Consider the following 12,806-nt stretch of genomic DNA (forward strand, 5'->3'; position numbering starts at 1 on the left):
ACGCGCGAAATTCGATTGCAAATTTTGGTAGATCTGTGAAGTACTGCAGTCAGATACATTCTGTTAAACGATGAATGTGAACAATCTCACTGAAATTATATCTAATCTGTGGCAGAAAAGTAAAGTATTTTTCCTTGAATTTTTTAAAGTGTTTGAAAGTGAGTTTTCTCAAATTTTTTGCATTCAAAAACACAGATACACCGAAAAACTTTTTGTACTCACTGCCTAACTGAGAAAGGCTCTTTTAGCCAATCTGATAAGCCTTTAAGGTATAATTTTTTTTAAAGGAGGTGTTTTTGTGATTCAAAACGCTTTGCTGTTTGACAATGGAACACACAAATACTATTTTCTTGGATGGGAAGAAAAACAGGAAGAGATAATCCAGACAAATCAGTACTTGATAGTCGACGGCAATGAAGCCGTACTGCTTGATCCGGGTGGAGCACATGTTTTTCCAAGGGTTCTGGCAAATGTGTCTGAGGTGATTGAACCTTCAAAAATAACCCATATTTTTTACACGCACCAGGATCCAGATGTAACAAGCGGCATCATTCTGTGGCTTTCGATAGCCGAAAACAGCAAGGTGTATATTTCAAATTTGTGGACACGTTTTCTGCCGCATTTTGGTGTTTATGATCAAAAAAGAGTTTATGGTATACCAGATCACGGCGATACAATAAGGTTCAAAAGTGGAAATACGCTCGAATTGATACCTGCACATTATCTTCACTCAACCGGGAATTTCACACTCTATGATCCTGTGGCAAAGATACTCTTTTCCGGTGATATAGGTGCCTGTGTTTTTCCTGAAGGGAAAAAGTATCGAGATACTGATGATTTTGATTCACACGTGAAAAACATGGAGCTGTTTCACAAAAGGTATATGACTTCAAATACTGCCTGTAGAAAATGGGTAGATATTGTCAGCAAAAAGCAAATTGAGATGATAACACCACAGCATGGGGCGGTTATGAAAAAAGAGTGTGCCAGAAGATTTCTTGAATGGTTAAGAGATTTGAAATGCGGAGTGGATTTGATAGATCAATTCTACGGGAAGTGATACGATGGACGAAAAGACCTTTGAAAAGATTTCATCTGCTTTTTTCGCTGAAAATCTGATGACCAGCTTTATGAATCAACTGGATGAAGCACTTGTATCACGCGTTCTGAGTCTTCAGGAGCAAATCAATTCGACTATTCAAAGATTTATGCAGATGGAAGAACAGCTCATAAGAATGCAACAGCAATTTTCACAGGACAGCAAAGAACTCAAAGAAGCCTTTTTTTCTGTAGATCAATTGAGCCAGAAGATGCATTCAGAGCTGTCCAGTTCCGGTTCGAGTTTGGATCAGGTGAGCGAAAGATTCAACAGTGCACTTGAGAGAACTTCACACACACTCGAGAGCTTTAGAGAAACAGAACTGATGGTTGAAAAAATAACCAGGATAGCAAAACAGACAAACTTGCTGGCTTTGAATGCTTCTATTGAAGCTGCCAGAGCAGGTGAACACGGCAGGGGGTTTGCAGTGGTTGCCTCCGAGGTGCAGAAGCTGGCCGGTGAATCAAACAAAGCTGCTGCAGAGATAACCGCGAAAGTACAGCAGTTAAGCGGTATGGTTCAGAGTGCGATAGAAGATCTCAGGGTTGTGACAAACCTTTTCACAGTTTTTCAAAAATCCACTCAGGAGATGCTCGATTTTCTCAAAAGAAATGCCGAGTTGATCAACAAAACCAGTAAAACTTTTGAACAAACCGAGACGAACATTTCTCAGCAAAGAGAGTATATAGTTCAAACACACGAAGTTTTAAAGCAGGCAGAGGAAAAATTCAATTCAATGCTCAGGGTGATCAAATCCATTGTGAAGGCTCAGCAAAAACTAAAGGATATAAATATTTAAAAGTGCTGAACATGAGCGCAAGAAAAATTTCAGGTAAGTCAACTACCTGTACAGATCTTTCTGCTTTATCGAGCAAGCTTGCCGCCATACAGGTTTGCCGTGAAATGTATGTTAAACGTATTTGTACGCGTTGATTGAATGATGCTGCAGTAAAAGATGCTTTCTGATGTACTGACCGCAATTACTGCCGATATTGTTTTCTTCAAGTTCTCCAACGCTCAGAATGACTTCAAAGCCGTGGCTTCTCAACTGGTAGACAAAGTGTGCGTGGTTTATCGGCATACCGGTTGAAGGATCTATGTCTGATTCGATTGAGTTCATAATGGCGCTGTGAGTTGGATTAACAGGTGTTATCTTTATGAGAAATTTCTCAGTTGAGAAGTAATCTATGATCTTTTTTGCATCAACATTTGACTGTTTTGAAAGCGCAAAATTCAATGTTATTTTCCTGTCGTTCTTGCCCACAAAGTTCTCACCGTATTCTGCTATCTTTGCAAAATCCCACTTTCTAACAGGTATCAACTCATCGCGCTGATGTTCATCTGTCGAGTGAATTGAAAACTGTAACTGGAATCTTCCAATGTAATAGCGATTTTTCAAGGAGAGCAATTTCTCAAAGAAAGTATCACAGCCATCAGGAGCAACTGTTGAGATAGAAGGTATGAGATTTTCGTATTTTGAGAGTTTTTGCAGAGCAACCAGAACTTCTTCATTCAAAGATGGTTCACCTACTCTTGCAAACTGTATCTTGAATTTCTTGGTTCTAACGACCATATCCGGGAAGAATCTTTTGATTAGAAAATCAATCTGTTCCATGATTTCATCTGAATCGAGCTTGCCTTTGTAGAAACCACCGGCGTCACACATCATACAGCCCACAGGACAGCCATTCATTGTCGAGACGATGAGAACCCACTTTTCGCTTCGTGAAAATGGTGGTTGAAGAGATTGAACGAACTCTACAAGATTACCTCTGTGAGTTTCTGCAATATAGACTGTTGCTAATTCTTCTTTACCATATTCAGCGATCAATTTCATTTTATCTCCTCCGCTATTTTCATTGCTGTCTCTATCGCATTACCCACTGCGATACTCATCTGTCTGTAACCACCTTTTGCATCACCTATGATGTGGATGTCCTCTGTTATGTCTTTCACCAGAGCCGTGTTCGGTGTTCTTCCGGCGCAGATGAGTAAGGCATCGAATCTGTAGAAATCTTTAACTGTTTTAATGGTCAATTTATCTTGAGACTTCACTTGGACTATGGCTTCGTTGCCGTGATAAACGATGCTTGACTCAAACACAAGTTTCTGCAATCTTGCTATGGCTTTTATCTTATCGGTCCTGTTGAATATGTGAATCCGTGGTATCCCATTTTCCAGAGCTTTGAGAGCACCATCAAAAGCTGCATCACCAGCACCATATATGGCAAGATCGGTGATAGCCTTGGGTAAATCTTTAAACTGGTAAACGACCCTTTGATCGACTTCAAAATCTTTTATTCTCTTTGGTACAGTTCCGGTTGCCACAAGAATTTTATCAAATCTTTCAGATCCACTTCTGGTTGTGATGATATTTCCACTGACTTGCATAACCTCTTTGAAGATAACTGGAATTGAAAAGTCTTTCAGCGATTTTTCAAGAATTTCTGCTATTTTTTCTCCACTGCAGGCTGGTAAAAAAGGTATATTCTCAACTCTCCACGCGTTTTTGATCAACCCACCTATCTGGTCTTTCTCGAATACCACGGTATCTATATTGCATCTTTTCAAAAAAACTGCCGCAGCAACACCAGCAGGACCTGCACCAATTACTGCAATGCGCATATTAATTCCTCTGTACTCACGATTGTCGCAAAACCATGTGCCATATTCTTTAAGGATGAAAAGTGATACCAGTCGTCTTTGTCCCAACACGCATCAAAGACAACTGAAACATCAAATCCTCTGACAAAAGCACTTCTAACTGTCGTTTCAACACAAAGATGAGTCATAACGCCTGTTACGAAAAGTTGATCAATTTTCTTTTCTTTGAGAAACTCCTCCAGTTTTGTGTTATAAAAAGCATCATAGGTGTTCTTTTTTAGAACAAAGGCGTTTTTGCCATTCACGCAAAGCTCTGTCTGATCATCCTGTATGGTATTTTTCCACCATCTTTGCATGTTATCGCTGTTCTGTTCATGAACAGTACAGATCACAGGCAAAGATCTTTTTTCAAAAACTGATATCAGAAGATCGATTTTTGGGATGATCTGTTCAACCCCGAAAAGATAAGCTTTTCCACTGTCCTTGCAGAAATAACTTTGAAGATCAATGCACAACAAAGCGGGTGACGATATCACCAAAGAATGCCTTTCGCGCTCTTTATGAAAAAACACCGAATCATAACTCCCTTCCAATCCCAACATTATGATAATTCAAAAATCGGTCAGACTCAAATATTTTTCAAACCCATCAGGAGCAATTGTGACCACACGCTCGTTTTCTGCGGCTATTTTCATGGCAACGGCTATGTTTGCTGCGCTTGATATACCCACAGCTAATGACTCTTTTTTCAGTAAAAAATTCATCATTTCAAAAGCTTCATTATCTTCAATTGTTTCTATTTTGTCTATCACGGAAAGGTCAAGTACTTTTGGCACAAAACCTGCTCCAATGCCCTGAATTCTGTGTTTTCCCGCTGTTCCTTTTGACAGGACCGCAGAAGAAGCTGGTTCTACAGCAATTATTTTCACCTTATCTGCGTAGAGTCTTTTCAGTACCCTTCCAACTCCCGTTATAGTTCCTCCTGTGCCAACGCCGGCAACGAATGCGTCGATTTGATAATTCATCTGCGAAAGTATCTCGTGCGCTGTTGTCAGCTCATGTGAAAGCGGATTGTATGGATTCTCAAACTGATTTGGCATGTATGCACCAAGTTCCTCGACTATCTGCAGAGCTCTTTTAATCGCTCCACTCATACCTTCTTCTGTAGGTGTCAGTATGACCTCTGCTCCATAGCTTTTGAGAAGTTTTATTCTTTCAATACTCGCACTTTCCGGCATTGTGAGTATCACCCTGTAACCTTTGAATGCCCCAATTGCTGCCAGAGCGATACCTGTATTTCCGCTGGTTGGTTCGACTAAAACACCGTTTTTGATAAGTCCTCTGCTTTCGGCGGCTTGTATCATGAACAGAGCCGGTCTGTCCTTCACACTGCCATAGGGATTGTTTTTTTCAAGTTTCACAAACACTCTCGGCTCTGTTTTCAGTCTCAGTATCGGTGTATTCCCTATCAGATTGAGCATCTTTTTGCCTCCTTATTATTTTTGCCGGAACGCCGGCAACAAGGTTATTCGGTGCCACATCTTTTAAAACAACTGCGTTTGCACCGATTATTGAGTTGTCACCGATTTTTATCGGTCCGAGTATTTTGGCACCAGCCCCAATGAGAACATTTTTCCCGATATCTGGATGTCTTTTTCCCGAACAGATCTTTTTTGCTCCAAGTGTCACACCGTGATAAATGACTGTGCCGCTGCCAACGGTCGCGGTGGAGCCGATGACCACACCTATTCCATGGTCTATAACCACACCGGGTTCAATTTCACAGGCGGGGTGGATATCCATGGAAAACAGAACACGAGATAGATAATATAGAAGATAGGCAAGAGGATAGAGTTTGTACCTGTACAGAAAATGAGAGAGTCTGTAGAAAAAAAGTCCGTGAAAAGCCGCGTTGAAAAAGATGAGTTGAAACACATTTGATGTGGCAGGATCAGACCTAAGATAGGCTTTTACATCTTCTTTCACTGATTCTAAGAGCTCACGCACCCCACAAACATAAAAACACCTCCTGTTTTGATCTGCTTTTATTTTATCACCATTCTGTAGTGATTGTTATCTGTTCACGAAAATAGAATATTTCGTATTCACAATGTTCAGATCTCTGTTGGATGTCTGTTAACTGTAAAAACTGCATGGTTGAATGCACTTTTTTCTAAAATTTTCTTGCTTTTTTGTTTGTCAGAGCGCTTATCGCAAAATGTCCATTTTTATAAGTGTAGTTGGCTTTCGATTTTCAGTGGTCTTTTCATCAGCTCATAAACGGCATCAAGGGGATTTTTACCCAAAAACAGCACTTCATATACCTTCTGCGATATGGGCATATCGACTTTCAGCTTTTGTGCAAGTTCTAACAGCGGCTTGACTGTGTAGACACCCTCTGCAACCATTTTCATGTTTGAGAGTATGTTTTGTATATTCATTCCTTTGCCGACCATCTCACCGACATATCTATTTCTACTGTAGCTGCTTGTGCAGGTGACTATCAGATCTCCCATACCCGCAAGCCCCATGAAAGTCAGCGGGCTTTTACAGCCCATAGCCAGTCCAAATCGTGTTACCTCGTGTAAACCGCGGGTTATCAGCGAAGCCTTCGCGTTGTGCCAGTGCCCGAGTCCATCCAGAACCCCTGCGGCTATGGCTATCACGTTTTTCACAGCTCCACAGATTTCAACACCCAGGACATCTTCGCTGCTGTAGACTCTGAAATATTCGTTGCTCAGAGCGTGCTGAAACAGATTCAGTGAATATTTATCCTCGGATGCGATGACAACGCTTGTTGGAAGCCTTTTTGCTACCTCTATTGCGTGGCATGGACCTGAAAGTACCAGATAATTCACACCTTTCCACAAAGAATTGACTATGGAGCTCACATTTTTCAAATCACTGTCGATGCCTTTTGAAAGATTTATAACAACCTGTGGCGCTCTGGTGAGCTTTTGCAAGGTCTCTTTCAGGTATTTCACAGGGACGGCTATCACCAGAATATCAGAAAATTGTTCTATTTCAGTTATTTTTGATGTTGCAATCAAAGCCGAAGGAAGATTTATCGAAGGTAAATACTCTGGATTCACATGGTTTTCGTTTATCTGCCGGGCTAATTCTTCTCTTCTTGCCCACAGTAGAACTTCATGTCCATTCTCGGTGAGCAATTTTGCAAAGCTGGTTCCCCAGCTTCCTGCACCAAGGATTGAAAATCTCAAGAACTGATCACCTCGGCTATCTTTCTCACTGAAAATCTCACCACTGGTGTTCTGTAAGCTGAAGCATCCGGATCGAGTTTTACAAGCCAGCCGTCTTTCTCTTTTTCTATGCTTATGAAATATCTTTGCTGGAACCCTTCTTCGTTTGAAACTATTCTCAGAAGATATTCATTTTCCCGGCTGTAGACGTTTTTCACCACAAAAACACCATTTTGATGTCTGAAAACTACCCCGGATAGCTGTGGAATTTTCTGCTCATCTACACCGCTTAAGTGAACGTGGGGCATGGTTTCTTCCTCCCAGGTCCATCTTTGAACACTGATATGATCTTTCTTTTTCACAACCAGAGTATATGTCTTTCTACCTTCTGACAACCATTTTTTCTCGTACCTTGTTCCGACGACAGATCTGTCATTTTCGCTGAACTGGACAAGATCGAAACAACCAGTTTGTAAAAAGATCTCTTTCATCTGCTCCGCATACCAGTCGACGTCTGTAACAAGTTGAAAAGTACCTCCCATACACATAACGGCCCCAAGTGTTTCAGCAAAACCCTGGCTTGTGAATCTTTTGTCCTGATGAGATTTTTTGGGCCAGGGGCATGGAAAGTTCATGTAGATTTCTTCGATGCTGTTGTCTTTGAAAAACTCTCTAAGGGCAAATCTGGCATCTACAAGAGCCACTCTGATATTTTTCAGCGATTCAGCGTGTATCTTTTTTTGTATTTTAACAAGCGATGTTATCGATGTTTCAAATCCCACGAAATCGTACTCTGGTTTTTGCTTTGCCAGAGAAACAAGAAACTCGCCGTTGCCAAATCCCACTTCAACGGCGAGTTTTGCCTGCCTGTGGAAGATCTGATAAAAGTCCAAGGGCATTGTGTACTGCTGGGCTTTTATGAAATATGAAAGAAAATCAACTGCCATCTTTCATCTCCCGTTTAGTTTTGCAAGAAAATATCGCGCATGCGGTGTATATTCGCTGTCAGGGTAACTTCTCACGAATTCTTCGAACAACTTTTTACCCGTGGCAAGATCGCCAGATTCATATGCGCTGAGTGCCATGTAATAGAACGCATCGTCTTTGAAATAAGAGTCTGTGTCTTTCAGGATTTCTGTAACATTGTTCAGCACTTTGTATGCATCCTGATAATACCCTGCTCTGTACAGTCGATAGCCAAACAACCACAGAGATTTCGTGAGTTCCATATTCAAATTTCTCGATAAAGTCAATGTCGATCTGGTATTCATGCTGGACAAAAGACCGGTAATTGTGTCTTTTAGTGCCTTCAATTCCTGAGAATCACTTATCTTAATTGAATCGACCATCTGCAGTAGCTTTTCAAAAGAAGAAGAAAATTCCTGGTTGGTCTGGTCGATCTTTTGTTCTAAAATGGAAAGTTTTTCAAGGTTTGATAAAGCCTTTTTCACTTCCAAAACAGAGCTATCCAGATTTTCAATGCGGTTTCTCAATTCACCAATATCGGTCTTCATGCCAGTTATTCTGCTGTTCTGTGATAGATTGAGAAAAACATCCGTCAGTGCCACGCAGAGTGTCGCGATTATTGCAATAAGCAGAACGATGTCCCAGCCATAAGACTTTGAAACTTTCTCTGGTTTTGAGATCAACAAGGGATGAGAAGCGTCGATTTTTTTCAGTGCTTCTTCATAGACTTTTGCCCTTGCTTTGTCTTTTTTGCGTCTTGCAAGTTCGAGTTTCAAAGCTATAGCCTCGGCAAGTTCCGGATAGGCTTTCGAAACACCTTCGAGGATTGCCATGCCACCCTCAAAATTGTTTTTTGAGATCTCTTCGAGGGCTTCTTTCACATCTTCGGTGTAGTCTGCTTTGACTCTTTCAACGGCAGTTTTATACATGGTTTTGTACTCTTCCTTGCGCTGGTCGGACAGTCTCTCGTAGAGTTTGGAGACCATTTTCCAGTTGCCACAGGCTGCCTCTAACTCGAGTAAGAGATGCGGATATTCATCCTGAAAAAGACTCAAGACAGCCCTTGCTCTTGAAAGCTGGTTGTTTCTGATTAAATCCCTAACCACCCTCTCGACTATGTCGCTCAATTTTCCACCTCCTTTATTGCAGAAGGAATTAGATCTAATAGCTCGCTTGTAAGCATTGTGCCTTCTTTAGAACTGTAGTGTTCTGCAGCCAAACCATGCAGATACACTCCGCAAATTGAAGCGTCTTTTGCGGTCAGTCCCTGTGCCATCAGACCGGCTATCATGCCGGCGAGTACATCACCGCTACCCGCTTTGGATAGAGAAGTGTTTCCCGTTAAATTGAAAAACGTTCCATCCACAGTTGAAACTATGGTTGTTGCTCCTTTTAAAACAACTGTTGTGCTGTACCTGTTCGCAAATTCTTCCGCTAATTTGTAATTGTACCTCACTTCATCGATATTTTTACCAAGCAGTCTTGCAAATTCTCCCGGATGTGGCGTGAGAACAACTGGAGCTGAAACTTTCTGAAGGATCTGTGGGTTTTGCGCAAGACAATTTATGCCATCGGCGTCAATAACTGCTGGTTTTGTAAGATTGATCATTATCTGTTCGAAAAAGTTCAATGTATCAGAATTGCAGGTCATACCCGGTCCAATTACAACGACATCGGCATCCTGAAGCATTTTCAAGGCTATTTGTGAGTCGTCTTTCATGAAATGATCGTGGTTCACTGCGTGTGCAACTATCCCCGGCTCTTTTGTAACGGCGATTGTATCGACAGGAGAGCACGTCAAAAGCTGAAGATATCCGCAGCCTGACCTCAGAGCCGCTATACTCGTTAGAACAGCGGCTCCGGGATAAGCTCTGGAACCAGCTATGACCAGCACCTTTCCATAACTGCCTTTGTGTGAATCTCTGATGCGTTTTGGCAGAGTCTTTTTGACTGTCTGTTTTGTTATTATCTGCCTTGTGATCTGTTTTGATTCCAGCAAAAATCTTGGTATGCCTATACTTGCCACTTTTAATTTTCCGCACAGCTCCCTGCCTGGGTACAGAAGATGACATGGTTTTGGAAGACCAAAGGTCACCGTCATATCCGCTTCGACGGCAATCCCCAGGACTGAACCCGTATCGGTCTCAAGACCAGAAGGCAGGTCGACAGAAACGACGTACTTGGAATACAAGTTCACCAGTTTTATGACTTCTGCTACAGGATCGCGGATTTCTCCTTTTGTTCCAACTCCTAAAAGAGCATCCACAACCACATCGGCAGATTTCACGAGTTCGGCAAGCTCGTTAATGGTTACATCACTACCGAGCTTTCTGATATCTGCGCCCAGGGCTTTTAACCTTGAAAAGTTGACCGCTGATTCTTCAGAAAGCCTGGTTTCGTCTCCCAAAAAAACGGTGGTGACGTAGTCTGTATATTCGAGCAGGTCTCTTGCAACGACAAAACCATCTCCACCGTTGTTTCCCGGTCCGCACAGGACGAGAAAAGAGGTATTGGTTATGTCACCCAGTTCCTGTTCAATGGCAAGCACAACAGAAAGACCTGCCCGCTCCATGAGTATAGAAGGCGGTATGTTAAATTGCTCGTGACACATTCTGTCGATGTTTCGCATTTCCTGTGCTGTGGCAATTTTCAAAATCTCACCTCACCCAGAAGTACAAAATTTTGTAGATCACGTGATAAAGCTTGATTTTGAACAGATAATTAACTGAAATATTGTTTTGAGCAGTAACTCTCGCTGGACCTGCATTGTAAGCCCTCAGAGCCATGTCAAGGTCACCGCCATAGAGATCTATCAAATACTGTAAATACCTGATACCGATAACGATATTATCCACTGTAGAATTTATATCACATGCAATGTCAAACTTTTCAGACACCCATGCAGCAGTTTGAGGCATCAACTGCATTAATCCAACTGCTCCGGCACGTGAAACCGCATTTTCTTTAAAGTTGCTTTCCACTTTTATCAATGCCATTATCAACAGTGGATCAACAGTCCCGCAGTTTTCTTTCACAACAGAATAATATTTCAAAGGAAAATAAGAATAAAAGAAAATCAATGCAAAAAAGACAAAAAAGATCAGGACCAATTTCAGTGCAAACACCTCTGAACCAGCAAGACGACATATCCGGCTGGAGCTAAAAAGGTTCCAAAAGGTATTTTTTGCTTCATTGAGATTTTGCCTTTGTTTTTTATCAGCGCATAGACGATAGCGCTAACAGATGCGAATATCAGTGTATAAAATGAACTGATAATCCCAAGGCTGAGACTGAAAGCAGCCATGAGAATCACATCGCCACCACCCAGACCGCCTTTGTAGATAAACCCTAAAAACAACAAAAGTCCTGTCACGATTGCCACACTGATCAGGTTATAAACAACTGTACCATTTGTGATCCAGAGCACAAAACTTCCCAGTGCGATGAGAAACAGCGTCACATCAGGTATCAGCATAAACTGCAGATCGATAAAAGCGATGATGAGTGAACAGGATATTATCAGCGACAGTGCAAAAAAATCCACAAGATTTGAAGCAACGTAGGAATTGATCAGATAACAAAGTCCATTAATAAACTCTACAAATGGGTATCTTGGGCTGATTTTGGCTTTGCATTTTCGACATTTTCCCAAGAGCAGAATATAGCTCAACAGGGGTATGTTATCGTACCAGGCTATTTTTTCACCGCAGGACGGGCAGATAGAATAAGCCGGCTTGACGATACTCAAACCCTTACGCGGCAGTCTATATATGACCACGTTCAGGAAACTTCCAAGCACCGTACCGATGATAAAGCTCAAGAAATGCCACAAATGCGCATCTCCTCCTCGGACATAAACTCTGAAAACAGTTCTTTTTTGCCATATAAGTACCACAGATTCTGGTCTTTCATTTCCTGTATCAACTGTTTTGCCTGCTCGATCTTTCCCTGTTTAAAGTACGCCAAAAAAAGCAGTAGCTTGAGATGTGCTTTTGCTTTGGGATTTTCCTCCAACATCTTGTTGATAACTTCTTCTACCAGAGAGTAATTGCCGTGTTTGAGCTGAACACGACTCCAGACTTCCACATCGCTTGCATAAACTGGTCTCATTTTGAGTATTTTCTCTTCCATCTGCTTTGCCTGTTCATCTCTGCCAGCCATTCTGTATGTTTCCATCAGTTCGTAAATCGCCAGAATGCTGTTTGGATCGATTTTTAAAAATCTCTCAAAGACATTGCACACTTTGTCGTGCAGATTCATTTTTCTGTAAGCTTCTGCAAGCATAAAATAAGTGAATTTGTTGTCTGGAGCGTATTCTATCTCTCTTTCCCAGTAAGAAGCCGCTTTTTTGTATTCACCGAGGCTATAATATGCTTCACCGAGCGATGAATACGCTTCAACAAGCCATGGATCTATCTCTATAGCCTTATCCAAGTATTTTATGCCCTGCTCAAAATCACCTTTCTCGAGCATCAAAGAACCGAAAAGTTCGTAAGCGGGAGCGTAATTTTTGTCCACCTCGAGTATGTACTTTATAATTTTAAAAGCCACTTCGTGCAGGTCTTTGTCAGCATAATCGAGTGCAAGATCGTACAGATTGTTTAAAGAAGCGTGAACGAAGTTTTTCGGTGTGATTCCTTTTTTCTCCAGCCATTCGAGTAATTCTTCAAAACATATCGGGTCATACACTTTTTCATCGAGAATGGTCACGTGGTTCTCAAGATATTCGCAATTCTCAATTTCTCTGACTATGAGATCCTTGTCGTTGAAATCCTGTTTCATCAACCCCCAGTCGCCTTCGTACATGAGATCTCTCAGAATTATCACAAAAGGAGTATCTGTGGTAATCTCAATCTCACGATCTTTTACCTGCAAGATGATCACCCTTTCCAATGGTACCACTCCCTTGCAATATTTGCGTCATCTGTACTTTACAT

Annotated in this window: 14 protein-coding genes; 2 read left to right on the plus strand and 12 right to left on the minus strand. The window is 41.5% G+C overall.

Annotated elements, in window-relative coordinates:
• The first annotated feature begins 298 nt into the window (after nucleotides 1-298).
• Nucleotides 299-1,060: an oxygen-binding di-iron domain-containing protein gene (locus tag AC4E92_RS08795; RefSeq protein WP_490240219.1), complete on the plus strand. Its 762-nt coding sequence runs from the start codon at nucleotides 299-301 to the stop codon at nucleotides 1,058-1,060.
• A gap of 4 nt (nucleotides 1,061-1,064) precedes the next feature.
• Nucleotides 1,065-1,898: a methyl-accepting chemotaxis protein gene (locus tag AC4E92_RS08800; RefSeq protein ID WP_490240220.1), complete on the plus strand. Its 834-nt coding sequence runs from the start codon at nucleotides 1,065-1,067 to the stop codon at nucleotides 1,896-1,898.
• Between the two features lie 111 nt (nucleotides 1,899-2,009).
• Here AC4E92_RS08800 and AC4E92_RS08805 read toward each other — a convergent pair whose 3' ends face one another.
• The 12 genes from AC4E92_RS08805 to AC4E92_RS08860 form a co-directional block, all read right to left on the minus strand.
• A complete protein-coding gene (locus tag AC4E92_RS08805; protein WP_490240221.1) occupies nucleotides 2,010-2,936 on the minus strand; it encodes a radical SAM protein in 927 nt (308 codons plus the stop codon).
• Nucleotides 2,933-3,724, minus strand: coding sequence for an FAD-dependent oxidoreductase (locus tag AC4E92_RS08810; protein WP_490240222.1), 792 nt, complete (start codon nucleotides 3,722-3,724; stop codon nucleotides 2,933-2,935). Before AC4E92_RS08810 ends, AC4E92_RS08805 begins: the two co-directional genes overlap by 4 nt.
• Complete coding sequence (locus tag AC4E92_RS08815) at nucleotides 3,709-4,275, minus strand: cysteine hydrolase family protein (protein WP_490240223.1); 567 nt, start codon at nucleotides 4,273-4,275, stop codon at nucleotides 3,709-3,711. Before AC4E92_RS08815 ends, AC4E92_RS08810 begins: the two co-directional genes overlap by 16 nt.
• Nucleotides 4,276-4,314: 39 nt before the next feature.
• Nucleotides 4,315-5,184, minus strand: a complete 870-nt coding sequence (cysK, locus tag AC4E92_RS08820; RefSeq protein ID WP_490240224.1) for a cysteine synthase A — start codon at nucleotides 5,182-5,184, stop codon at nucleotides 4,315-4,317.
• Nucleotides 5,114-5,710: a serine O-acetyltransferase gene (cysE, locus tag AC4E92_RS08825; RefSeq protein WP_490240225.1), complete on the minus strand. Its 597-nt coding sequence runs from the start codon at nucleotides 5,708-5,710 to the stop codon at nucleotides 5,114-5,116. The genes cysK and cysE overlap by 71 nt, the downstream gene beginning before the upstream one ends.
• 221 nt (nucleotides 5,711-5,931) lie before the next feature.
• The gene (locus tag AC4E92_RS08830; RefSeq protein ID WP_490240226.1) at nucleotides 5,932-6,924 is read right to left on the minus strand and encodes an NAD(P)H-dependent glycerol-3-phosphate dehydrogenase; all 993 of its coding nucleotides are present in this window, start codon (nucleotides 6,922-6,924) and stop codon (nucleotides 5,932-5,934) included.
• A complete protein-coding gene (gene trmB, locus AC4E92_RS08835; protein ID WP_490240227.1) occupies nucleotides 6,921-7,850 on the minus strand; it encodes a tRNA (guanosine(46)-N7)-methyltransferase TrmB in 930 nt (309 codons plus the stop codon). The genes AC4E92_RS08830 and trmB overlap by 4 nt, the downstream gene beginning before the upstream one ends.
• A 3-nt stretch (nucleotides 7,851-7,853) precedes the next feature.
• On the minus strand, nucleotides 7,854-8,996 hold the full coding sequence (locus tag AC4E92_RS08840; protein WP_490240228.1) for a tetratricopeptide repeat protein: 1,143 nt from the start codon (nucleotides 8,994-8,996) through the stop codon (nucleotides 7,854-7,856).
• Nucleotides 8,993-10,522, minus strand: a complete 1,530-nt coding sequence (locus tag AC4E92_RS08845) for an NAD(P)H-hydrate dehydratase (protein WP_490240229.1) — start codon at nucleotides 10,520-10,522, stop codon at nucleotides 8,993-8,995. Before AC4E92_RS08845 ends, AC4E92_RS08840 begins: the two co-directional genes overlap by 4 nt.
• A gap of 4 nt (nucleotides 10,523-10,526) precedes the next feature.
• Nucleotides 10,527-10,994 carry a lytic transglycosylase domain-containing protein gene (locus AC4E92_RS08850; protein WP_490240230.1) on the minus strand — a complete coding sequence of 156 codons (468 nt, stop codon included), beginning with the start codon at nucleotides 10,992-10,994 and terminating at the stop codon, nucleotides 10,527-10,529.
• Nucleotides 10,982-11,701, minus strand: a complete 720-nt coding sequence (locus AC4E92_RS08855) for a prepilin peptidase (RefSeq protein ID WP_490240231.1) — start codon at nucleotides 11,699-11,701, stop codon at nucleotides 10,982-10,984. The genes AC4E92_RS08850 and AC4E92_RS08855 overlap by 13 nt, the downstream gene beginning before the upstream one ends.
• Nucleotides 11,686-12,771, minus strand: a complete 1,086-nt coding sequence (locus AC4E92_RS08860; RefSeq protein WP_490240232.1) for a tetratricopeptide repeat protein — start codon at nucleotides 12,769-12,771, stop codon at nucleotides 11,686-11,688. Before AC4E92_RS08860 ends, AC4E92_RS08855 begins: the two co-directional genes overlap by 16 nt.
• Nucleotides 12,772-12,806: the final 35 nt, after the last annotated feature.

The sequence above is a fragment of the Pseudothermotoga sp. genome (genome assembly GCF_031962025.1).
Classification (GTDB): Bacteria; Thermotogota; Thermotogae; order Thermotogales; family DSM-5069; genus Pseudothermotoga_B.

What these genes read in the sequence shown, in the direction of transcription:
- AC4E92_RS08805 (WP_490240221.1), bottom strand. Translation starts at nt 2,936, where the DNA reads ATGAAATTGATCGCTGAATATGGTAAAGAAGAATTAGCAACAGTCTAT.
- AC4E92_RS08810 (WP_490240222.1), bottom strand. Translation starts at nt 3,724, where the DNA reads ATGCGCATTGCAGTAATTGGTGCAGGTCCTGCTGGTGTTGCTGCGGCA.
- AC4E92_RS08800 (WP_490240220.1), top strand. Translation starts at nt 1,065, where the DNA reads ATGGACGAAAAGACCTTTGAAAAGATTTCATCTGCTTTTTTCGCTGAA.
- trmB (WP_490240227.1), bottom strand. Translation starts at nt 7,850, where the DNA reads ATGGCAGTTGATTTTCTTTCATATTTCATAAAAGCCCAGCAGTACACA.
- cysK (WP_490240224.1), bottom strand. Translation starts at nt 5,184, where the DNA reads ATGCTCAATCTGATAGGGAATACACCGATACTGAGACTGAAAACAGAG.